This is a genomic window from Streptomyces sp. NPDC001933 (assembly GCF_042890955.1).
In the GTDB taxonomy this organism is placed as follows: Bacteria; Actinomycetota; Actinomycetes; order Streptomycetales; family Streptomycetaceae; genus Streptomyces.
In genome coordinates, this window is the sequence record NZ_JBIASS010000008.1 from 51,314 (window position 1) to 73,558 (window position 22,245).

The 22,245-nt window shown below is 72.3% G+C and carries 17 protein-coding genes and 1 pseudogene; 8 read left to right on the top strand and 10 right to left on the bottom strand.

Annotation, left to right across the window (positions count from 1 at the left end):
- Nucleotides 1-44: 44 nt before the first annotated feature.
- Both ACFYY7_RS20735 and ACFYY7_RS20740 read left to right on the top strand, forming a co-directional pair.
- Nucleotides 45-617 (top strand): helix-turn-helix domain-containing protein, encoded by a 573-nt coding sequence (locus ACFYY7_RS20735; protein WP_388663318.1) that lies wholly within the window; start codon nucleotides 45-47, stop codon nucleotides 615-617.
- A 44-nt stretch (nucleotides 618-661) separates the two neighbouring features.
- Complete coding sequence (locus tag ACFYY7_RS20740; RefSeq protein WP_388663320.1) at nucleotides 662-1,222, top strand: YbaK/EbsC family protein; 561 nt, start codon at nucleotides 662-664, stop codon at nucleotides 1,220-1,222.
- Nucleotides 1,223-1,246: 24 nt separating this feature from the next.
- Here ACFYY7_RS20740 and ACFYY7_RS20745 read toward each other — a convergent pair whose 3' ends face one another.
- Both ACFYY7_RS20745 and ACFYY7_RS20750 read right to left on the bottom strand, forming a co-directional pair.
- Nucleotides 1,247-2,095, bottom strand: a complete 849-nt coding sequence (locus ACFYY7_RS20745; RefSeq protein ID WP_388663322.1) for an aminoglycoside N(3)-acetyltransferase — start codon at nucleotides 2,093-2,095, stop codon at nucleotides 1,247-1,249.
- A gap of 81 nt (nucleotides 2,096-2,176) precedes the next feature.
- Complete coding sequence (locus ACFYY7_RS20750; RefSeq protein ID WP_388663323.1) at nucleotides 2,177-2,587, bottom strand: CoA-binding protein; 411 nt, start codon at nucleotides 2,585-2,587, stop codon at nucleotides 2,177-2,179.
- Nucleotides 2,588-2,645: 58 nt separating this feature from the next.
- Between ACFYY7_RS20750 and ACFYY7_RS20755 the strand changes: the two genes are divergently transcribed.
- The 3 genes from ACFYY7_RS20755 to ACFYY7_RS20765 all read left to right on the top strand — a co-directional run bounded on the left by ACFYY7_RS20755 (nucleotide 2,646) and on the right by ACFYY7_RS20765 (nucleotide 7,762).
- The gene (locus ACFYY7_RS20755; RefSeq protein WP_388663325.1) at nucleotides 2,646-3,272 is read left to right on the top strand and encodes a YigZ family protein; all 627 of its coding nucleotides are present in this window, start codon (nucleotides 2,646-2,648) and stop codon (nucleotides 3,270-3,272) included.
- Nucleotides 3,273-3,434: 162 nt separating this feature from the next.
- Nucleotides 3,435-4,601 carry an exonuclease SbcCD subunit D gene (locus ACFYY7_RS20760; protein ID WP_388663327.1) on the top strand — a complete coding sequence of 389 codons (1,167 nt, stop codon included), beginning with the start codon at nucleotides 3,435-3,437 and terminating at the stop codon, nucleotides 4,599-4,601.
- Nucleotides 4,598-7,762 carry an AAA family ATPase gene (locus tag ACFYY7_RS20765; protein WP_388663329.1) on the top strand — a complete coding sequence of 1,055 codons (3,165 nt, stop codon included), beginning with the start codon at nucleotides 4,598-4,600 and terminating at the stop codon, nucleotides 7,760-7,762. Before ACFYY7_RS20760 ends, ACFYY7_RS20765 begins: the two co-directional genes overlap by 4 nt.
- Here the strand turns inward: ACFYY7_RS20765 and ACFYY7_RS20770 are convergent.
- Entirely contained in the window at nucleotides 7,752-8,198 is a 447-nt protein-coding gene (locus ACFYY7_RS20770) for an Lrp/AsnC family transcriptional regulator (protein WP_388663331.1), read from the bottom strand. The genes ACFYY7_RS20765 and ACFYY7_RS20770 overlap by 11 nt on opposite strands.
- A 94-nt stretch (nucleotides 8,199-8,292) precedes the next feature.
- Between ACFYY7_RS20770 and ACFYY7_RS20775 the strand changes: the two genes are divergently transcribed.
- Nucleotides 8,293-8,781: a rhodanese-like domain-containing protein gene (locus ACFYY7_RS20775; protein WP_388663333.1), complete on the top strand. Its 489-nt coding sequence runs from the start codon at nucleotides 8,293-8,295 to the stop codon at nucleotides 8,779-8,781.
- A gap of 116 nt (nucleotides 8,782-8,897) precedes the next feature.
- Here the strand turns inward: ACFYY7_RS20775 and ACFYY7_RS20780 are convergent, their stop codons facing one another.
- Both ACFYY7_RS20780 and ACFYY7_RS20785 read right to left on the bottom strand, forming a co-directional pair.
- A complete protein-coding gene (locus ACFYY7_RS20780) occupies nucleotides 8,898-10,583 on the bottom strand; it encodes a DUF885 domain-containing protein (protein ID WP_388663335.1) in 1,686 nt (561 codons plus the stop codon).
- A 48-nt stretch (nucleotides 10,584-10,631) separates the two neighbouring features.
- Entirely contained in the window at nucleotides 10,632-11,126 is a 495-nt protein-coding gene (locus ACFYY7_RS20785; protein WP_388663337.1) for an Lrp/AsnC family transcriptional regulator, read from the bottom strand.
- A 59-nt stretch (nucleotides 11,127-11,185) separates the two neighbouring features.
- Here ACFYY7_RS20785 and ACFYY7_RS20790 point away from each other — a divergent pair, with 59 nt between their 5' ends.
- Nucleotides 11,186-12,394, top strand: coding sequence for a trans-sulfuration enzyme family protein (locus ACFYY7_RS20790; protein WP_388663339.1), 1,209 nt, complete (start codon nucleotides 11,186-11,188; stop codon nucleotides 12,392-12,394).
- Between the two features lie 60 nt (nucleotides 12,395-12,454).
- On the opposite strand, the gene ACFYY7_RS20795 is transcribed toward ACFYY7_RS20790, so the two are convergent.
- From ACFYY7_RS20795 to ACFYY7_RS20815, 5 genes are all read right to left on the bottom strand, one after another.
- Entirely contained in the window at nucleotides 12,455-13,900 is a 1,446-nt protein-coding gene (locus ACFYY7_RS20795; RefSeq protein ID WP_388663341.1) for a GNAT family N-acetyltransferase, read from the bottom strand.
- Between the two features lie 135 nt (nucleotides 13,901-14,035).
- Nucleotides 14,036-16,693: a DUF6493 family protein gene (locus tag ACFYY7_RS20800; protein WP_388663343.1), complete on the bottom strand. Its 2,658-nt coding sequence runs from the start codon at nucleotides 16,691-16,693 to the stop codon at nucleotides 14,036-14,038.
- Complete coding sequence (locus tag ACFYY7_RS20805; RefSeq protein WP_388663344.1) at nucleotides 16,690-18,060, bottom strand: SWIM zinc finger family protein; 1,371 nt, start codon at nucleotides 18,058-18,060, stop codon at nucleotides 16,690-16,692. The genes ACFYY7_RS20800 and ACFYY7_RS20805 overlap by 4 nt, the downstream gene beginning before the upstream one ends.
- 73 nt (nucleotides 18,061-18,133) lie before the next feature.
- Nucleotides 18,134-19,714, bottom strand: a complete 1,581-nt coding sequence (locus tag ACFYY7_RS20810; RefSeq protein ID WP_388663346.1) for an alkaline phosphatase D family protein — start codon at nucleotides 19,712-19,714, stop codon at nucleotides 18,134-18,136.
- 91 nt (nucleotides 19,715-19,805) lie between these two features.
- Nucleotides 19,806-21,299, bottom strand: coding sequence for a PLP-dependent aminotransferase family protein (locus tag ACFYY7_RS20815; RefSeq protein ID WP_388663348.1), 1,494 nt, complete (start codon nucleotides 21,297-21,299; stop codon nucleotides 19,806-19,808).
- 47 nt (nucleotides 21,300-21,346) lie between these two features.
- On the opposite strand from ACFYY7_RS20815, the pseudogene ACFYY7_RS20820 reads away from it, so the two are divergent.
- Nucleotides 21,347-22,195: pseudogene (locus ACFYY7_RS20820) on the top strand (DMT family transporter); the annotation flags it as partial.
- Between the last annotated feature and the right edge of the window lie 50 nt (nucleotides 22,196-22,245).

Genomic DNA, 22,245 nt, shown 5'->3' on the forward strand with positions numbered 1-22,245 from the left:
AGTGCAGTATTTTCGACCCTGTCATCCAAAATATTGGACGGAATGTGTCTGACCTCGATCAGCTCACTCAGTCGCTCGCGCGCAATCTCAAGCGCTGGAGGGGGGAACGCGGCTTCACCCTGGACGCTCTGGCCGCCCGTGCCGGGGTCAGCCGAGGCATGATCATCCAGATCGAACAGGCCCGCACCAACCCGAGCGTCGGCACCACGGTCAAGCTCGCCGACGCACTGGGGGTCAGCATCACCACCCTTCTCGACTACGAGCAGGGCTCACCGGTCCGGCTGGTGCCCGAGAGCCAGGCGGTACGCATGTGGTCCAGCGACGCGGGCAGTTCCACCACCCTGCTCGTCGGTACGGAGGCCAGGGGGCCGCTCGAACTCTGGTCCTGGCGGCTGATGCCCGGCGACAGCAGCGCCTCCGACCCGCACCCCGAGGGCACCGTCGAACTGCTCCACGTCACCGGGGGCGAACTCACCCTGGTCGTCGACGGCACCTCGTACGCCGTACCGGCCGGCGCCTCCGCCTCGTTCGAGGCCCACCACCCGCACTCCTACCGCAACGACGGCTCCGAGCCGGCCGAAGTGACCATGGCCGTCTCCATTCCGCCCGTACGGTGAGACGGCCGTCCGAAGGCCCCGAGGCCGCTGTTAGCGTGGCGCATATGCGCGCTCCCATCGGCTCCTTCGAGAACGCCGCTTCGGCGGCCGACCGGCTCGATCTGCTCACCGCCCCCGTCGCCGCGGCCGTGACCGCGGGCTGGGGAGGGTTCCCCGCCGAGCAGATCATCCATGTCGACTCGGATCCGGCCATCGCCGACACGGCGGTCTTCGTCGAGCACCACGGCACGGAACTGCTCGACCGGTCGGCCAATTGCGTGGTGGTGGCGGGCAAGCGCGGTGGTGAGGTGACACTCGCGGCCTGCCTCGTCCTGTCCAGCACCCGTGTCGATGTGAACGGCGTGGTCCGCAAGCAGCTGGGCGCCCGCAAGGTGTCCTTCGCCCCGATGGACACGGCGGTCGGCGAGACCGGCATGGAGTACGGCGGCATCACCCCCATCGGCCTGCCCGCCGCGTGGCCGCTGCTGATCGATCCCGCGGTCGTCGACGAGGAGTGGGTGCTGATCGGCAGCGGCAGCCGCCGGGGCAAGCTGATCGTCCCGGGCAAGGCGCTGGCGGCGCTGCCGGGCGCGGTGATCGTCGAGGGACTCGGCATCAGGGGCTGAAGCCCCTTCGGGAGGGCCGCGCCCTCAGCCGGACGAGTGGCAGAGGGCGCGTGCCGCCGCACCGGCACGGTGGTCCGGCAACCAGTCGGAGGCGAAGTCGACGGCGTCGACGATGCGGTAGAGCCGGCTCGTCGACGACCCCACCCGGCCCGTACGGATCTGCGCACCCGTGCCCGCGCGGGCGAAGTCCGCGCCCAGGGCGGCGAAGTCGCTGTCGTCCAGCACGATGTCCTCGTACTCCCACCACTGGCGACTGCCCCCGGCCGTCACCACGCAGCGGTAGTTCCGGCGGGGCGGGGCGGGTACCCGGTACTCGCCGAGGTGGAACGCGGAACAGGTGTCGAAACCGGTGCCCAGCATGAGCACCTGGGCCCGCAGATCGTAGAGCCGGGCCAGTGGCGAATCCTCGCCGAGGTGGCAGTCGGGGCTGTGATCCGCCATCAGCTTCCGGGCCAGTGGGCCGAGCGCGGCGAAGGACGTCTGCGGGTGGCCGCTGCGCGCCGCCCCATCGCCGAGCCGTACGGCCTCCGACAGCCGGCCCATCGACGGTGCGGCAGACGTCGCCGGATCGAAGGGCGGCATGCTCGCCCGCACGGCCTCCCGTGCCCGGTCGTCGAGCCCGCGCACCCGGTCGAGGTAGTGCGGAGAGGTGTCGGAGTTCTCCGGCGTGAAGGAGGGGACGACGAGCGTGCCCTGCCCGAGGGCGTCCCGCAACGCACCGACCATCTCACCGACCCCACCACTCACCGGGCCCACCGCGCGCATCGACGCGTGCACCAGCAGCACGCCGTCGCGCTCCACCCCCAACTCGGCGAGCTGTCCGGCCAGCCGGCTCCGGCTGTGGGTGTGGGTCGGTGCGGCGGTAGTGGTCACAGCGGGCCATTCTCCCAGCCGGACGCCGGGCGCGAAACACGCACGCGACGGGCACGTGCGCGCGAGGAACGCAGTTGCGGTTCAGCGGTCCAGGGCGGGGATCTCGATGGCGGGGCACCGGTCCATGACCATGTCGAGCCCTGCCGAACGCGTGCGGGCGTACGCCTCCGGGTCGACCACGCCGAGCTGGAACCAGACGGCCCCCGCACCCGCCGCGACCGCCTCGTCGGCCACCGGGCCCGCCAGCTCGCTGTTGACGAAGACGTCCACCACATCGACCGGGAACGGGATGTCGGCCAGCGAGGCGTAGCCGTCCTCGCCGTGCACCCGCTCGGCCTTCGGATGCACCGGGACCACCCGCTTGCCGAAGCGCTGGAGCACCTCGGCGACACGGTAGGCCGCACGCGACCGGTTGCCGGACAGGCCCACCACGGCCCAGGTGTCGCCGCCGTTCACGAGAATCCTGCGGATCGTCTCTTCGTCTGCGTACATGATCCGCACAACGGACGGCGGCCCCGGACCATTCCCGTACGGGGCATAGGGTGGCCGGATGCAGGAGCAGTACCGGACAGTCGCCCGAGCGGGCGTGCACGAGACCGAGATCAACCGGTCGCGCTTCATCTGCGCGCTCGCGCCCGCCGCCACCGAGCAGGAGGCGCAGGACTTCGTCGCACGCATCCGCAAGGAACACCCGACCGCGACCCACAACTGCTACGCCTATGTGATCGGCGCCGACGCCTCCGTGCAGAAGGCGAGCGACGACGGGGAGCCCGGAGGCACCGCGGGCGTACCGATGCTCCAGATGCTGACACGCCGTGAGATGCGCTACGTCGTCGCCGTCGTCACCCGCTACTACGGCGGTGTCAAGCTCGGCGCCGGCGGACTGATCAGGGCCTACGGGGGAGTGGTCGGCGAAGCTCTCGACGAGCTCGGCACCATCACCCGCCGGCGGTTCCGCCTCGCCACGATCACGATCGGCCACCAACGGGCGGGCAAGCTGGAGAACGACCTCCGCGCCACCGGCCGCACCGTGCGCGAGGTCCGCTACGCCGAGGCCGTCGTCATCGAGATCGGGCTCCCGGACGCCGACGTCGAGTCCTTCCGCGGCTGGCTGGCCGACGTGACGGCGGGCGAGGCCGGGCTGGAGCTCGGCGGCGAGGCGTACGGGGACGACTGACCGGATTCCGTGCCCCCACAGGACCTTCCCCGCTCGGACCCGGCTTGCGGGGCGACGGCCCGGACGGGGCCGACGGTGATGCGAGACTGGGGTGGGCGGGACGAGAGGGACTCAGCGGCCCCGGGGGCGGAGGAAGAGAACGATGCAGGTCGGAGCCGGCTCTTGAGAATTCTGCACACGTCCGACTGGCACCTGGGGCGCTCGTTCCACCGGGTCTCCCTGCTCGAAGCCCAGGCCGCCTACCTGGACCACCTGGTGGCGACGGTGCGCGAGCACGACGTGGACGTGGTCCTCGTCGCAGGTGATGTGTACGACAGGGCCGTACCGCCACTGGCCGCCGTCGAGCTCTTCGACGACGCGCTGCACCGGCTCGCCGCCGCCGGCGTGCCCACCGTGATGATCTCCGGGAACCACGACTCGGCACGCAGGCTGGGAGTGGGCGCGGGACTGATCGGACGGGCCGGGATCCACCTGCGGACCGACCCGGCAGGCTGCGCCACCCCCGTCGTCCTGCCGGACGCGCACGGCGACGTGGCGTTCTACGGGCTGCCCTACCTGGAACCGGCCCTGGTGAAGGACGTCCTCAAGGCGGAGCGCGCCGGGCACGAAGCGGTGCTGACCGCGGCCATGGAACGGGTACGCGCAGATCTGGCCAAGCGCCCGGACAACACCCGCTCCGTCGTGCTCGCCCACGCCTTCGTCGCGGGCGGTGAGCCCAGCGACAGCGAGCGCGACATCACCGTCGGCGGGGTGGCCGCCGTGCCCGCCGGGGTCTTCGACGGCGTCGACTACGTGGCGCTCGGCCATCTGCACGGCTGCCAGACCGTCACCGAACGCGTCCGCTACTCGGGCTCGCCACTCGCGTACTCCTTCTCCGAGGCCACCCACCGCAAGACCATGTGGCTGATCGACCTCGACGCCTCGGGCACGATCACCGCCGAACGTCTCGACTGCCCGGTGCCCCGCCCGCTCGCCCGGCTCCGCGGCCGTCTCGACGACCTCATCGACGACCCCGCGCTGGAGAAGCACGGGGAGTCCTGGGTCGAGGCCACCCTCACCGACCCGGCGCGCCCGGCCGAGCCGATGGCCCGGCTCGTCGAGCGGTTCCCGCACACACTCAGCCTCGTGTTCGAACCGGACCGGGCCCCCGACGACCCGCTCGCCTCGTACGCCCAGCGCCTCAAGGGGCGCGACGACCAGCAGATCGCCGAGGACTTCGTGGCACATGTGCGGGGCGGCTCCGCTGCCGACGAACAGGAACGAACGGTGCTGCGCGGCGCCTTCGACCACGTCCGGGTGGACGACGGCGTGCGTGAGGTGAACCGTTGAGGCTCCACCGGCTCGACCTCACCGCCTTCGGCCCGTTCGGCACCACCCAGTCCATCGACTTCGACGCCCTCTCGTCGGCCGGTCTCTTCCTCCTGCACGGGCCGACCGGCGCCGGGAAGACCTCCGTGCTCGACGCGGTCTGCTACGCCCTCTACGGCGCGGTGCCCGGCGCCCGCCAGACCCCTGGCACCTCCCTGCGCAGCGACCACGCCCCGGCGGATCTCACCACCGAGGTCGCACTGGAGCTGACCGTCGGCGGCCGCCGCCTGGAGATCACCCGGAGCCCCGCACAGCCACGCCCCAAGAAGAAGGGCAGCGGCTTCACCACGGAGAAGGCCCAGAGCCGGCTGCGGGAGTACGGCCCCGACGACGGCTGGCGGCCGCTCAGCCGCTCGCACCAGGAGATCGGCGAGGAGATCACCCAGCTCATCGGGATGAGCCGGGAGCAGTTCTGCCAAGTGGTGCTCCTGCCGCAGGGCGACTTCGCGCGCTTCCTGCGCGCCGATGCCGAGGCACGCGGCAAACTCCTCGGCAGGCTCTTCGACACCCGCCGGTTCGCCGCTGTTGAGGACCGCCTCGCCGAACTGCGCCGCACCGCCGAGACCAAGGTCAGGGCCGGGGACGAACGTGTCCTCGCGGTCGCCCAGCGGCTCGCCCAGGCCGCCGGACCCGCCGGACGCGAAGCGCCGCTGCCCGACATCCAGCCCGGCGAACCGGGGCTCGCCGAAGGGGTACTGGAGTGGGCGGCGACGGCCCGCAGCGGCGCCCGCGAACGGCTCGACATCGCCGCCTGCGCCCTGGCCGCGGCCGAGGACCGGCAGTCGGCCGCCCGCCAGGCCCTCGACGGCGAACGCGAACTCGCCGCACTCCAGCAGCGGTACGAGGAGACCCGGCGCCGGGCCTCCGTGCTCGAAGACCGCCGCGCCGACCGCGACCGCCACCACGAGCGACTCGCACGGGCCCGCAAGGCGGACCTCGTCGCACCGGCACTGGATCTGCGCGACGACGCCGAGCGCGCCTACCGGATGACCTGCCAGGCCCGTGACCGCGCCCGCGCGGTGCTGCCCGGCACCCTGGCCGACGCCGGTGCCGAACAGCTCGCGGAGCTGGAGCGACGGCTGCGGCAGGAGCTCGGCGGGCTCGAAGCCGCGAAGCGGGCCGAGCTGCGCAGTGCGCAGATCGACACCGAGCGCGCCGGACTGGAGCGCCAGGCCAGGGCCGACGACGAGCTGATCCGCGACACGGAGGTCTGGCTGGCCGGCTGGGAGTCCACCCGCGACGGCCTGCGTGCCCGTATCGAGGCGGCCCAGGAGGCCGCCACCCGCGCCGAACAGCTGGCAGGCCGGCTGGAGCCCGCCCGCGCCCGGCTGGACGCGGCCCGCCGCCGCGACGCGCTCGCCGGCCGGGTGTCCGCCGCCGCCGAGCGGCTGGCCACCGCCCGTGAGCACGCCGCCGGAGCCCACGAAACGTGGCTGGAGCTGCGCGAACGCCGGCTGCGGGACATCGCGGCGGAGCTGGCGGCCGGGCTGGTGGACGGCGAGGACTGCAAGGTCTGCGGCTCGGCTGACCACCCCAACCCGGCCCGCACGGCCGACGGGCATGTCGACCGGGCCACCGAGGAGCGGGCGCTCGACGCCTACCGCCGGGCCGACGAGGCACGTACGCACGCGGACCGGGAGCTCGGCGTCGTACGCGAGCAGCACGCCGCCGCCCGCGTGGCCGCACTGCCGTCGGTGCCCCAGCAGAGGGACGGGGCCGATGCCGCCGACCCGGCCGCGTCGGCACGCGTGACCGGGAGCGCCGCCGTCGGTTCGGCCGGGCCGTCACCGACCGCCGGGACTGGTCCGGCAGCCGCGGGCCCGGCCGGCACCGCGCTTGATGCCGAGCCCACCGTGGCCGAACTCGGCGCGCTCGTCGACCGGTTGACCGGCATGCACGCCGAGGCGTACCGCACCGCGGCGGGCATGCACTCCGCGCGCGAGGCCCTCGCGGCCGCCGAGCGGGAACAGGCCGAACGCCTCGACGCCCGGCAGCTCGCCGAACGCCGGGCCGCGGCCCGCACCTCCCTGCGCGAAGGGCTGGACCGCGAACACGCCGCACTGGAAGCCGAGTTGGCTACCGCACGCGGCGATCTGGGCAGCGTGGCCGAGCACGCCGCGCTGCTGGAACGCCGCGTCGCGCTGCTCGCCGCGGCAGCCGAGGCGGTACGTGCGGAGGAGGCCGCCGCACAGCACCGCAAGGAGGCCGACGACCGGCTCGCGGACGCCGCGTTCCGGGCCGGATTCGACACCCCGCAGGCCGCGGCCGAGACCCTCCTCCCCGATGCCGAGCAGCGCGAACTCCAACGGCTCGTCGACGCCTGGCAGTCCGAGGCGGCAGCGGTGGCCGACCGGCTGGCCGAGACGGAGACCCGGGCCGCCGCCGAACACCCGCCGGCCGCGGTGGACGTCGCGCAGGCCGCGTACGGCACGGCCGAACGGCTGCTGCGGGATGCCTCGGCCGCACTGGCGGCCGCGCGCGAGCGCTGCGCCGAACTCGGCCGGCTCTCCCGCCGCACCGTGGACGAGGTGCGCGGACTGGGCCCGCTGCGCGAGGAGTACGACCGGGTGGCACGGCTGGCCGGACTCACCGCGGGCACCTCCGCGGACAACGAACGCAAGATGCGGCTGGAGTCGTACGTGCTCGCCGCCCGGCTCGAACAGGTCGCCGCAGCCGCCACCGCACGGCTCCAGCGCATGTCCTCCGGCCGCTACACACTCGTCCACTCCGACGCCCGCACCGGAGGCCGCAGATCGGGCCTGGGACTGCATGTCGTCGACGCCTGGACCGGCCGCGAGCGCGACACGGCGACGCTCTCGGGCGGCGAGACGTTCTTCGCCTCGCTCGCCCTGGCGCTCGGCCTCGCCGATGTGGTCACCGACGAGGCGGGCGGGGTGCGGCTGGACACCCTCTTCATCGACGAGGGCTTCGGCAGCCTGGACGACCAGACCCTCGACGAGGTGCTCGACGTACTCGACTCGCTGCGCGAGCGGGACCGCAGCGTCGGCATCGTCAGCCATGTCGCCGATCTGCGCCGTCGCATCCCCGCCCAGCTCGAAGTGGTGAAGGAACGGCACGGATCGGCGGTCCGGCACCGCACCTCCGGCGAGGTCAGCGGCTGATGGCGCGGCGGGGGAGCGGCGAGGAGTAGACGACGCTCGTGGTCACCGAACCGAGCGCGCCGATCCTGCCCGCGACCTCCTCCAGGTGACTCATCGAGCGGGCGGTGACCTTCAGTACGAAGCAGTCGTCACCGGTGACATGGTGGGCCTCCACGATCTCCGGAGTCCTGTCGAGCAGATCGTGGAACGGCTTGTAGTGGCCGTTGGGGAAACGCAGCCGTACGAGGGCGAGAATCGGCAGCCCGAGCCGCTCCGGGTCGACCACGGCGGCGTAACCGCTGATCACCCCGGCCTCCTCCAGTCTGCGTACCCGCTCGGTCACCGCGCTCGGGGACATCGCCACCGCGCGCGCCAGCTCGGCGAACGACGCGCGCCCCTCGCGTTGCAGGACATCGAGGATGCGCCAGTCGGTGGTGTCCGGGGAATAGTCGGTCATGGGCAGGAGACAACAGGGAAATCCCCGGCAGGGCAAGCATTGTGCCGGGGATCTCATCTTCCGGGAGGGGATCACCCACCGTAGATTTCTGGACATGACCTCGCAGCCCACCGCCACCGCGGCCCACCCCGTCCTGCGCGTCCCGCCCGCCTCCCCGGCGGCCGCCGTCGCCTACTTCGGCGCCTCGCTCGCCTTCCACGCGGATGTCTCCGATGTCGCCGCCGCGCTCGCGGCCGACGGCGATCCCGGCTTCGTGCTTCTGGACTCGCGCTCCACCGAATCCTGGAACCAGGGACACATCCCCGGCGCGGTGCACCTGCCGACCGCGCTCATTGCCGAGCAGGCCCACCAACTGCTCGACCCGGCGGTCCCCGTGGTCACGTACTGCTGGGGCCCCGGCTGCAACGGAGCGACGCGTGCCGCGCTCGCCCTCGCCGAACTCGGCTACCGGGTCAAGGAGATGCTCGGCGGCTTCGAGTACTGGGTGCGTGAGGGCTTCGAGTCCGAGACCTGGGAGGGGCGGGAGCGGCGGGACGCGGACCCGCTCACCGCACCGGTCGGCTCGGAGGACTGCGGCTGCTGACCGTCGCGAGCGACTGAGTGCCCCGGCCGGTCCGGCCGGTCCGGCCGTTCGGGCTGCGCAGGTGCTCGGCGGCCGGGACCACGGTATGGACCGGGCCCGGCCGCCGGGCCACCGCGTCAGAGCTTGGAGAGCTCGTCGACGAGATCGTCGAGACCGAGCGGCCCCTGGGACAGAGCAGCCATGTGCCAGGCCTTGGCGTCGAACGCGTCGCCGTGGGCCTTGCGGGCGTTCTCCCTGCCCAGCAGCCAGGCGCGCTCGCCCAGCTTGTAACCGATGGCCTGTCCCGGCATCGAGAGATAGCGGGTCAGCTCGCTCTCCACGAAGTCGGCCGGACGGCCGCTGTGATTGCCGAAGAACTCCTGAGCCAGGTCGGGCGTCCACCGCTCGCCGGGGTGGAACGGGGAGTCCGCAGGGATCTCCATCTCCGCGTGCATGCCGATGTCCACGATCACCCGGCAGGCGCGCATCATCTGCGCGTCGAGATAGCCGAGGCGGCGCTCCGCGTCGGGCAGGAAGCCCAACTCGTCCATGAGGCGCTCCGCATACAGGGCCCAGCCCTCGCAGTTGGCGCTGACTCCGCCGATCGACGCCTGGTAGCGGGAGAGGCTGTCGGCGACATGCGTCCACTGGGCGATCTGGAGGTGGTGGCCGGGCACGCCCTCGTGGTACCAGGTGGAAACCAGGTCGTACACCGGGAAGCGGGTCTCGCCCATCGTGGGCAGCCAGGTGCGGCCCGGACGCGAGAAGTCCTCGGAGGGCCCCGTGTAGTACGGGGCGGCGGCGCCGCCGGGCGGGGCGATGCGGGACTCCACCTTCCGTACGCGCTCGGCGAGTTCGAAATGCGTTCCGTCGAGCGCCTCGATCGCCTCGTCCATCAGGGCCTGCAGCCAGGCCTGGACCTCGTCGACCCCCTCGATGTGCTTGCCGTGCTCATCGAGATGGGCCAGCGCCTCCCAGGGGCCGGCGCCGGGCAGCACCTTCTCGGCCTCGGTCTTCATCTCGGCGAGCAGCCGGTGGTACTCGGACCAGCCGTACGCGTACGCCTCGTCCAGGTCCAGGTCGGTGCCGTTGAAGTAACGCGACCAGCGCGCGTACCGCTCGCGGCCCACCGTGTCCGACGCGCCCTCGACCGCGGGGGCGTACACATCGCGCATCCAGTCGCGCAGCGCCACGACCGACTCGGTGGCCTGCCGGGCACCGTCGTCCAGATCGGCACGGAGCGACGCGGGTCCGGGGGCCACGAAGTCCTGGAAGAAGCTCGAACCGCCCTCACCCGCCCACTCGTCGAGCTGGCCGACGAAGGTGGCGGTGGCGCGCGGGCCGCCGTGGAGCTTGCGCTCCAGACCGAGCGCCAGCGACTCGCGGTAGCCCTCGAACGCGGCGGGCACCGCGCGCAGCCGGTCCACGACCGCCGCCCAGTCCTCATCGGTCTCGGTCGGCGTCACGGTGAACACGTCGCGGACGCTGTGCGCCGGGGAGTGGAGATTGGAGACCGCGCGCAGCCCCTCTTCGGCTTCGTGGACGGCGAGTTCCGCCATGAGGCGCTCGCGCAGCAGCCGGCCGCAGCGGCGCTCGGAGTCGCTGTCCGCGCCGGGCAGCTGTTCGGCGGCATCGAGCTTGGCCAGGGTGGTGCGGGCCAGCTCGGCAATACCCTCCTGGCCTGCGGGGGAGAAGTCGGGAAGGCGGCGCGAGCTCTCCGCGACACCGAGGTAGGTGCCGGCGATCGGGTCGAGTTCGATGAATGCGTCGACGTAGGCGTCGGCGACCTGACGGGGCAGCGCGCTGCTGGAAGTGTCTGACATGCGGACATCCTCGTACGCCGGAGGCCTCCGCGTCATCATCATTCGGTCTCAGGGCCCCTGCTCCGCCGGTTCTGCGGGCGGCAGCAGCGGCCCGCACTCCCACTGCTGGAATATCAGCCGGGTCTCGACCCGGGCCACTTCGCGGCGCGAGGTGAATTCGTCCAGCACCAGACGTTGCAGATCGGCCGTGTCCGTGACCGCGACATGGACCAGGTAGTCGTCCGGGCCGGTCAGGTGGAAGAGCGCACGGGACTCCGGCAACGTCCTGATGCGTTCGACGAACGGACCGATGAGCTCTCTGCGGTGCGGCCGCACCTGTACGGAGAGCAGCGCCTCCAGGCCCCTGCCGAGCCTCGCCGGGTCCAGACGCAGCTGGTGGCCGAGGATCACGCCGGAGCGGCGCAGCCTGGTCACCCGGTCCAGGCAGGTCGAGGGCGCGACCCCGACCTCGGCGGCCAACTCGCGGTAGGTGGTCCGGGCATCGTTCTGCAGCAGTCGCAGAATGTGCAGGTCCACCGGGTCAAGAGCGACAGAATCAGCCATCTGCCGAACGTAGCACGGGGGATGACCATCCAGTCCCGGGCGTTGTTCAGAGTGGCGGCATGGACACCGAATACTCGATGGCGCCCCCGACGGCAACCCGGTCCAGGGCGCTCGCCACCGATGCCGTGCACGCAGGCCGCGACGACCTCGCGGCCCTCGGACTGCACGCCCCGCCGATCGACCTGTCCACCACCTACCCCTCCTACGACTCCAGGGGCGAGGCGGAGCGGATCGACACGTTCGCCGCCACCGGTGCGAGGCTCGAAGGACCGCCGGTCTACGCACGGCTGGACAACCCGACGACCGCCCGGTTCGAGACCGCGCTCGCCCGGCTCGAAGGGACCGAGAGCGCCGTCTCGTTCGCCAGCGGCATGGCGGCACTCACCGCCGTGCTGCTGGTCCGCGCGAGCATGGGACTGCGCCATGTGGTCGCCGTCCGGCCGCTCTACGGCTGCAGCGATCACCTGCTCGGCGCCGGGCTGCTGGGCACGGAGGTGACCTGGACCGACCCGGCGGGCATCGCCGACGCGATCCGCCCGGACACCGGTCTTGTGATGGTGGAGACCCCCGCCAACCCGACGCTCAAAGAGGTCGACATCCGCGCGATCGCGCACTCCTGCGGCTCGGTGCCGCTGCTCGTCGACAGCACCTTCGCCACCCCGGTCCTGCAACGGCCCGTCGAGCACGGTGCCCGGATCGTGCTGCACAGCGCCACCAAGTACCTGGGCGGGCACGGCGATGTGATGGGCGGGGTCGTCGCCTGCGACGAGGAGTTCGCGGCCCGGCTGCGGCAGGTGCGTTTCGCCACCGGCGGGGTGCTGCATCCGATGGCCGGATATCTGCTGCTGCGCGGCCTGGCCACGCTCCCGGTACGGGTACGGGCGGCGTCCGCGAGCGCCGCCGAACTGTCCCGCAGGCTGACCGCCGATCCGCGCGTCGCCAGGGTCCACTACCCGAAGCTGGGCGGTGCGATGGTCTCGTTCGAGGTGTACGGGGATCCGCACCGGGTGATCTCGGCCGTGCGGCTCATCACGCCCGCGGTGAGCCTGGGCAGCGTGGACACCCTGATCCAGCATCCGGCCTCCATCAGCCACCGCATCGTGGATGAGGGGGACCGGCAGGCCGCCGGTGTCGGGGACCGGCTGCTGCGCATGTCGGTCGGCCTGGAGGACGTCGAGGACCTGTGGGCCGATCTGTGCCAGGCGCTGAGCTCGCAGGACGCCGGACGTGAGCCCTCCGCTTCCAGGTCCTCTGCGGTCGGGTCGTGAGCGGTCGGGGCCTTCGTGCCCGGGTCTTCTTCGGTGGTCGGGTCCTGAGCTGGCGAGGAGTCAGCGACCGGCCTGCTCGTACGGGGGCAGTGAGCGGACCGGTGTCGCGTCCAGCCGGGCGGTGATGACCAGGGTGCCTTCCTCGATCTGGTAGTCCAGCGGCAGCGACAGCGCGCGCATGGCCGCGACCATGCCGGTGTTGGACGACTGGGTGACGGCGTAGACGCTGTCGCAGCCCGCCTCGACGGCGAGCGCCACCAGGCGGCTCAGGAGCTCGGAGCCGATGCCGCGGCGCTGCCAGTCGTCCTCGACGAGGAGGGCCACTTCGGTCTCGTCGCCGTCCCAGAGGAGGTGGCCGAGCGCCACCAGGCGGCCCGAGGCCGTCTGCACGGCCAGGGTGCGGCCGAAGCGGGGACTGAGCAGGTGGTCCAGGTAGCGGTCGGCGTCGTGGACCGGCCCGTGGTAGCGCAGTCGCAGCGTTCGCTCGGAGCAGCGGTCGTGCATCGCACGTGCTGCCGAGAGGTCACCGCGGTCCGCGCGGCGCACGGTGATGTCGTTGCCCTCGGGCAGGGTGAGCACGTGCTCGCTGCGCGGGACGCGGGGGCCGAGCCGGGCATCGAGCTCGACCAGGGCACGGGCGCGGGCGAACTCGGTCGGCGTGAACGGAAGATAGGGCCGTTCGATGGTGATGGCACCCCCGGACGGGTCGCGCAGCCGCATCACCGTCTCCTCCAGCACTCCTTCGACGGGTGCGGTCTCACCGGTCGCCCGGCCGGTGACCGAGACGGCGGGCAGCGAGTGGATGGTGCAGCGGCCGAGCAACTGCCGTAGCGCGAGGGGGAGCTCGGCCGCGTCCAGCGCGGTGCGGGTGGCGAGGCTCAGCACGCGCGTCGGGGCGTCGACCAGATCGTGTGTGTCGGCCCGCTCGATCCAGGTCGAACTGCCCCCGGCGGCGGAGATCGCCCGGCTCAGCTGCTGAGCCTGGAGCGGGGCGGGTGCCCGCAGCAGGAACTCGTCGACCGTGCCACGGGACAGCGGGTGCGTCTGCAGGGTGAGGATGTCGACCCGGTGCCGGGCGAGGGCACCGCACAGTGCTGCCAGGCTGCCGGGGGTGTCCCGCACCGTGGTCCGCATCCGCCACAGCGCCGTGTCCTCGGGGGACGGCGCCGGTCCCGTGCCGGTGGGCGTGTCCACCGGCACGGTCGTGACGACGTCGGTGCCGTGGCCCGGGACTGTGCTGCTGCCGTCCCCCTCGGCGGGGAGGCCGGTACCGGTCGGCGGCGGGGCGTGGCTGTGGCGCCGGGCCCACCAGGTGTGGAACGCGGCCGTCACGGCCAGAGCCACGGCCGAGGCGATCAGCAGGTACGGTCCGTCGGGCTGGTGTCCGATCAGGTTCGCGATGGCGTCGGCCACCGCGACCGCGGTGAACAGTGCGGCGAGCTCGGTCACGTCCCGTCGCCAGTGGTGGGAGCGGCGGGCGGTCTTCGCGGATGTCACATCAGTCATGGCTTCACTCTGGCCGAGTGTTGTTGCCTGACCACGAACACTCTGTGACTGATGGGTTAAGTGTGGATCTAGTCCCTTATCGCCCGCTTTCGTCGCATTGGTGGACTGTGGTGCGGCCGCTTCGGCACCGGGCTGTCACGCCCGATCCGAGTCCTGCTCCCAGGCGGCCTTCAGCCGGACTGCTTGACGTACCAGCTGCGATGATCCGCCGCGCGCGGCCGTTTCGGCGAGCCCGGGTATCGGCTCCCCGCCACCCACCGCACCGCAGTGCTCCACGCATTCGGCGGCCACGGAGAGCAGGTCGCCCAGTCCACGAGGCGCCTTCTCCTGCGCCAGCAGCCCCGGCAGGGCGCCGGTCAGCGCGGACAGCACCGTCCGGTACGCGCCGGTGGCGGCTGCGGTACGGGCGGAATCCGCGAGGCGGCTGGGCTTGATCAGACCGTTTCCGAGGAGGTCCGCCAGCTGCTCGCCGAGCAGCACCGCGTCGAGCTGCTGCCGGGTGGCGAGCATCAGCAGGGCGTCCACCGCCGACAGCCGGTCCTCCGGGTGCCGAGCCCCCAGCGCGTACGCCACCATCAGGTGGACGGCCTCGCCCGCGGGCGCGTCGAGTTCGGCGAGCAGTACGAGCGGCCCGAGGGTGTCCCGTATCTCCTCGATCACACCGGTCGCGACGTTCGGCAGCAGCCAGGCGGCCAGGGTCTCGGCGTCCTCGGGCAGGGTGGCGGTCCACTGGTCCGGGTGATCGTCCCAGTGGTAGCAGTGGCGATGCTCCGGAACCTGCGGCCGGCCCAGCCAGTGGAAGGAACGAGGGAACTCCTCCTGGATGAAGGGGCGTTCCTGGCTGGCCATCAGGGCGCGGGACGACCGTACGACCGTCTGCCCCTCCCGGCCCCTTTTCTCCAGATCGAAGCGGTGCACCCGCGCGAGCGGCTCGTCGGCCCGCAGCCATGCGGCCAGCCGGTCGCCTTCAGGGGTGCCGAGCAGTGCCGCCGCCTCCGCGGCCCCGTGCTGATCTCCGCGCCGCACCCGCAGCAGGGCCTGGGCGAAGTCGGCCTCGCCGGGCCGCACCCCGAGCCGCTGACAGGTGCGCAGCCGCTCGACCAGCACCGCCGGGTCGAGCGAGCCGGTGTGCCAGGTGGGGACGGCCAGCAGGAACGGAGTGGAGCCGCTCAGCACCGCGTCGGCCGCCTCCCACAGCCGGGCCCTCAGGATCCCGTTCAGCGCGGCGTGGACGCAGGTCCCGGTGCCGGTCCAGGAAGCGCGCTCCTCCTGCACGGCCCGTGCCGACACCCGTCCGAGCAGCGTGGCCACGACGAGCCTGATCTCCACGTCCGAGCGAAGCTGCCGCTCGGTCTGCGACGGCGGTTCGTTCTCGAGCCACCACTCACCCGCCAGCGCGTCACGCAACGCGTCCGTCAACGCCGACCGGTCGCTGTGGGCATGGCGGACCAGCCCGTCCAGGGCCCGCTCGAACGCGGTGACGTCCGGCGTCGCCGATCTGATCAGCGTCACCACCTCCTCGACCAGTTCGGGCAGCGTCGCAGGTGCCGGATCGAGGAGCTGCGCGTCCGGAACCGGGGGCAACAGCTCCTCGTACTCCTGCCTGCCGGGCGTCCCGGCCGCCGGGCCGCCGAACACCTCGGCCACCATCGTGCGGTGCGCCGGCCCCAGCAGCGCGGCCGACAGGGCGAGTTCTTCCCGTACCGGGGTCCCGGCGGCGGGCAGATACCGGGCCACGAGCTTGAGGGCCCGCTCCTGGATGTCGATGTCCTCGTGCTCGAAAGCACCCGCGACGACGGGCAGCAGTTCGTCGGCCGCCGACGGATCGCGGCGCAACACCTTGCCGAGCAGCACGAGCTGGGACCGCACCAGCTTCTTCTCGGTGCGGAACAGCACCGATGCCGAGACGTCCGCCAGGGCCCGCACGGTGAGCTCACCGCGTCCGTCCAGCCGGGTGAGCACCCCCTGGGCGTGGCCCGCCACGGTGGAGGCGCCCTCGGCGGCCATCCCGATCCAGTCCGCGAGCCGCTCGGTCTCCTCCTGCTCGGTCAGTTCGAGCTTGCGCAGAAGCCCCAGGAAGAAGCGCAGTTCGCTGAGCTTTCCGCCACGCAACAGCCGGGTCGCGCAACCGTCGACGAGTACCGACCGCTCCAGCAGGCCTTCCTCCGGGAGCGCGGCCAAGGTGGTGGCCCACTGACACGGGTCGTTCGCATCGTCGGGCCAGAGCATCTGCGAAGGCAGCTCCGGCACCTCGAAGATCCGCGGCAGAAGAGCAGGCGCGTACGGATCGCTGCGGAGCACCTCGACGAGTGGCCGCTTCTTGCGCCGATGCCACTGCGCCATCGAGATCGCCTCGGCCCAGCCCAGCACGAAACCATCCGTCGTGGGCACGGGACACCGCGCCTTCTTCACCAGCCCGGAGATCAGCTCGTACATGGTCTGCGCGGTCGCGGGCCGGGCCGCCAGCCGATGCGCGACGTCACCGAGCCACTCCGGGTCACGGTCCGCCAAGGCCGCGAGGACCAGCGGGAAGGGCTGGCGGTTCCAGCCGGCCAGATCCCGTCCGCCGATCCAGGAGGCGCATCCCGCGGCGCCGGTGTGGCAGCCCGCCCCGGCCACCAGCAGGGCCCTGCGGACCCGGTCCTGCTTGTCCCAGTTCCAGCTGCGCACTTCCTTCCGGAGCGCCTTCAGCTCGGCCAGCGCCGCTCTGCGTTCCGCCCGGTCCATCCCGGCCAGCACTTCCGGCACGTCGTGTGCGCGCAATTCCCGTACTGCGGTGAGGAGCTCCTTCATCGCACACCCCCGGCGACCGGAGCGCCGCGACGGACCATACGGACGGCCAGGGCGTGCTTGCACGGGCCCCGCCGTCCTCGGTAGTCCGCCCACCACTGGCAGGTGCAGCTCAGCATTCCGTCCTTCTCCCTCACCTGATAGCGGCGTTCTCCCGAGGTCACGGCCGCCACGTCCTGGTCGAGCACGACCGCACCCGAGCCGGCCAGCTGCCGGGCCGCCACCAGGCGCGGATTGTGCCGCTCGGCCCGGTCGGCGTCGTAGGGCAGCTCGCGGTGGAAGTAGGCCGCGTCCGCGAGGTCGTAGCCGACCCGGCCCGCCGTCCCCAGCCGGGTGAGCGCGGCCCGTACCCGCTCCACCGTGAGACCCGACTGCTCCGCCAGGTCGGCGGTGTCGATCCGGGGCTCCCAGGCCAGCAGCACGGACACCAACTCGGCGTCGGCCGCCGCGTCATCGGTGGCCAGCGCGTCGAGCACACCGCCCTCGCCCGAGAAACCGCGCGAGGCATCGGGCGAGAGCGTCAGCGTGAGACGCATGCCCGGCAGCACGACCTCCCAGGCACTCGCGGTCGCCGCCCCGTCGGTGACCGGCCCGTACACCCGGAGCGACGTGGCATGACGCAGCACCCGCTGCAACGCCACCAACCGCTCCGGTCCCGGCAGGCACACCGCCCCGGCCACCGGCCGGGTCGTCGGCCGAAGCGTCTTCCCGGCGGGAACCACCCACCGGGCGCCCCGCGAGGCGTTCCCCGAACGCGGCAGCGAACGGAGGAACCGGACGGCCTCGGCGGCCGGCAGCTCGGCCCGCAGATCGAATCCGGCCGACACCACCTGGGCCTCGGCGAAGCCGCGCAGCCACCGGTCGGGCAGCGGCACCTTCTTCTCCACGACCGGGCCGTCCAGCGTGGTGACGGCCATCTCGTCCGGACCCACCCGCAGATGCAGCGGATCGTCACCCGCTATCCGCGAAAGCGCCTCCCGCAGCGGATTGTTGACATCCACATTCGTCGTTCCGTGCCCCGTCCGCGCCCCGTCCAGACCGTCCTGCAGCACATCCAGGCGTGCGTACACCCCACAGCAGCCGGAGAACGACTCGAAGCGCAGCCGGTCGCCGTTGCCCGTCACCACCGGGTCGAGCGACGCGGGCAGGGTGCGCTGGTAGTAGCGCGTGGACGCCACGTCCGCCACCGCGAGCAGGCCCCGGGCGGCGATCCCCGGCGAGGCGAGGAAACCGGAGAAGAACCGGGGATGGGACTCGGCACCCCGCGGTGTGAGGCCACCGGAGGTCTCCAGCCCGAGGAGCTGCCCCGACTGCGAGGGCTCCAGGGCGGACGGGCGTGCGTAGGCCAATGCCTGAACGGATCGGGTCATGGAAAAACCGTAGATCCCACCACTGACAATCGGCCCCCGGTCATCGCCCGGGGGCCGGTCGCCGGGCGCCGGTTCACTGACCGACGCGCCCCGGCTGCAGCACCTTGCTGAACAGTACGGAGCCGCCCTGCGCCCGCAGCCGCACGGTCAACTCGCCGCTGTCGCCGTCGATGTCGACCTCCCCGAAGTACTGCGGCGACTCCATCGGCGACACGTTCGCCCGGTCCGGCGCCCGCACGAAGACCCGGTCGGGACCGAACGTCGCGTCGAGCGCGTTCGCCTGGAACTGACCTGCGGCCAGCGGCCCCGACACGAACTCCCAGAACGGCGCGAAGTCCTTGAACACCGCACGCTCGGGCTCGTAGTGCTGCGCCGACGTGTAGTGCACATCCGCGGTCAGCCACAAAGTGCCGGTGATCCGGCGGTGCTTGATGTACCGCAGCAGTTCCGCGATCTGCAGCTCACGGCCGAGAGGGGCCCCGGGATCGCCCTGCGCGACCGCCTCGAAGTCCGTCGAGCCGTCGGTGACCACCAGTCCCAGCGGCATGTCCGCCGCGATCACCTTCCACACCGCGCGGGACCGGGAGAGCTCGTGCTTGAGCCACCGCAGCTGCTCGGCACCGAGGATGCCCGTCGTGTCGTCGGGCTGCCGGCCGGGGGAGTTGGCATTGCGGAAGGACCGCATGTCGAGCACGAACACGTCGAGCAGCGGGCCGTGGCGCACCACGCGGTGCATCCGGCCCTCCCCGGACGCGGAGTGCAGCGTGGACACCGGGAAGTACTCGCGAAACGCCCGCATCGAACGGGCCGCCAGCACATCCACGTTCTTCTCGGTGTACCGGGTGTCGTCGAGGATCTGCCCCGGATACCAGTTGTTGCGCACCTCGTGGTCGTCCCACTGAACGATCGACGGGACCTGTGCGTTGAACTCACGGAGGTTGTGGTCGAGCAGGTTGTAACGGAAGTTCCCGCGGTACTCGGCGAGGGTCTCGGCGACCTTCGCCTTCTCCTCGGTGGTGACATTGCGCCAGACCCGCCCGTCGGGCAGCGTCACGCTCGGCTCGATCACCCCGTCCGCGTAGATGTTGTCACCGCTGCACAGGAAGAAGTCCGGATCGAGGCGGCGCATCTCGTCGTACACCGCGTAGCCGCCGATGTCCGGGTTGATGCCCCAACCCTGTCCCGCGATGTCGCCCGACCACAGGAAGCGCACCCCGTCGCGACGCCGGGCGGGGGCCGTCCGGAAGGTCCCGTGCACCGGCTCCCCGGTACGGCGCGGGTCGTGGGGATCGGCGAGCGTCACCCGGTAGTGCACCTGCTCGCCCGGCGGCAGCCCGTACAGCGGAGTCGTCCCGGTGAAGTCGGTGCCGGAACCGACGAGCGGACCGTGCCAGGTGCGGGCCCGCCGGAACGACTCCGTCGCCGATGTCTCCACGATCATCCGGGCCGGCCGGTCCGACCGCACCCAGACCAGCGCGGACGACGAGGTCACATCGCCCACCTGCACACCCCACGCCGCGCGCGGCCGACCGGACAACGCGAAGGCGGGGGCAGCCGCGCCCACCGCGGGGAGCGCGAGCGCGGCCGACGCGGCGAGCGAACCGCGCAGCACACTGCGGCGGGCGGGGGACGGAAAACGCGGAGCGTACGACATCGAGGCGCCTCCGGGGCGTGGTCGGCGGGACGAACGGGTGGCAGGTCGATCGACTCCACCCTTGTTCCCGTCGGCGGCGCGCACACCAACCTCAGATGAACACCCGGCCACGGCCCCCGCCTGTGGCCGGTCCTCCCACGTCCCGTTGCGCCGCCGCCAGCAGACGCACGCCCCGCTCGATGTCGGTCGGCGCCAGATGGGCGTAACCGAGCACCAGGCGCACCGCCCCGTCCTCGCCCGTCACGGTGCCGCAGGCACCCAGCGGCCGCAGGGCGACTCCGGCATCGGCCGCGCGCGCCATGAACACCGGCTCCGGGCCGTACCGCTCGGGCAGCGCGGCGATGATGTGGAGACCCGCGGCGATGCCGCTCACCTCGGTTCCTGGGAAGTGCTCCGCCAGCATCGACGTGAGGGTGTCGCGACGCTCGCGATAGGCGCGCTGACAGCGGCGCAGCTGCCGGTCGTAGCCGCCCCGGGTGATGAAGTCGGCGAGGACCGCCTGGTCGACGGCCGGATTGCCCAGATCCATCGTGCGCTTGTGGGCGACGACCTCGTCGGTCATGGCCGCCGGTGCGAGCAGCCAGCCCAGCCGGAGCCCGGGAGCCAGCGATTTGCTCACCGAGCCGGTGTACGCGACGTGTTCCGGGTCGAGCCCCTGCAGCGCTCCGACAGGTGCGCGGTCGTAGCGGAAGTCGCCGTCGTAGTCGTCCTCCACGATCAGCCCGTCCGTGGCGCGCGCCCACTCCAGAATCCGGCCGCGACGGGCGGCGGAGTAGGCGATCCCGGTGGGGAACTGGTGCGCCGGCGTGGTGACCACGGCGCGCACTCCCGAGCGCACGAGGGGCGCGGTCACCAGCCCCTCGTCGTCGAGCGGCAGACCGATGGTGGTGATGCCCGCGGACGCGAACAGCGCAGAGTGTTCGGGGCTCCCTGGATCCTCGACACCGACGGTCCGCACTCCGCGCCCGTGCAGTACGAACCCCAGCAGAGTCGTCGCCTGCGCCACGCCGGAACACACCACCAGGCGCTCCGGATCCGCGACCACCCCACGGCGCCTGGACAGCAGGGCGGCCAGGGCGTCCCGCAGACCGGGCAGCCCGCGCGGATCGGGATAGCCGAGCGCGCCGTGCGGCAGCCGGCCGAGCACCGAGCGGTGGGCGGCGGCCCAGGCACTGCGCGGGAACAGCGAAAGATCGGGCGTTCCGGGCCGGAAGTCCACGCTCACGTCCGCTGCACGCGGAGCGAGATCGCGCGCCCCCGCCACCGGAGCACGGACCCCTTCGCCGACCCAGGTGCCCGCACCACGCCCGCTGCGCAGATAGCCCTCGGCCGTGAGCTGTTCGTACGCCTCGGTGACCAGCCCCCGCGACACCCGCAGATCGGCGGCGAGCGCACGGCTGGACGGCAGCCTCGTACCCGGAACGAGACGGCCGGAACGCACGGCTTCGCGCAGGGCCGACTGCAGGGCACGACCGCGCCTGCGGGCCGGCTCCGCGGCGGCCGGAAGCAGCAACTCCCAGGCGGCGGTGGCGGACTCCCCGTCCCGAGAACGCTCCGACCGCGAATTGGTCTGCGAAGACATCATGAAAGTGGACCTTAAACCGGACCGCCCGGCTGCCTAGCGTCGATTCCATGAACGTCAGCTCTCTGCGCGGGGCGCTCCTGGCCGCCTTCGCCTGCATCCTCGTGGGTGCTTCCTTCACCGCCAACAGTGTCCTGGGCGAGTATCCGTACGCGGGCGGCCAGGCGCTGCGCTACGGCCTCGCGGCGCTCCTGCTCGTACTCCTCCTGGCCCGGGACGAGCGGTCCCGGCCGACTGCCGTGCTGCGCACGCTCACCCGGCGCCAGTGGGGACGCCTCGCGCTGCTGGCAGCCATCGGAATGGTCGGCTTCAACCTCGCCGTGCTCGGCGCGGAACGATCTGCGGAACCCGCCGTTCCAGGAGTGTTCGTGGGCTGTGCCCCGATCTTCGTAGCCGTACTCGCGCCACTCGTGGACCGCCGTCGGCCCACGCGTACGGTCCTGTACGCAGCCGCGCTCGTCGCCGCCGGGGCCTTCGTCGTCCAGGGCTGGGGCCGTACGGACCTGGCCGGCATCCTCTGCTCGGTCGGCGCGCTGGAGGGCGAGGTCGGTTTCGCCGTCCTCGCCGTGCCGGTCCTGCGACCGCTCGGACCGAAACTGCTGTCCGCCACGGTCTGCTCCATCGCTGCCGCGGAGTCGGTCTGCCTCGGCCTGGTCCTGGACGGCAGCGGTGTGCTGCGGACGCCCACCACGGCGGAGGCGCTCGCGCTGCTGTGGCAGGCAGCCGTGGTCACGGTGATCGGTTTCGTCTGCTGGTACATGGGCATGCAGCGCATCGGCGCCGAGCGCGCCACACTCTTCTCCGGCCTGATCCCCGTCTCCGCCGCGCTGACCGCACCACTCGTCGGCGCCGGTTCGTACGGCCTCGCACAGGTCGGCGGCAGCCTTCTGGTCGGGCTGGGGGTCGCCCTCGGATCGGGTGTCCTGTCGCGGAGCGAAGCGGCCCGGAG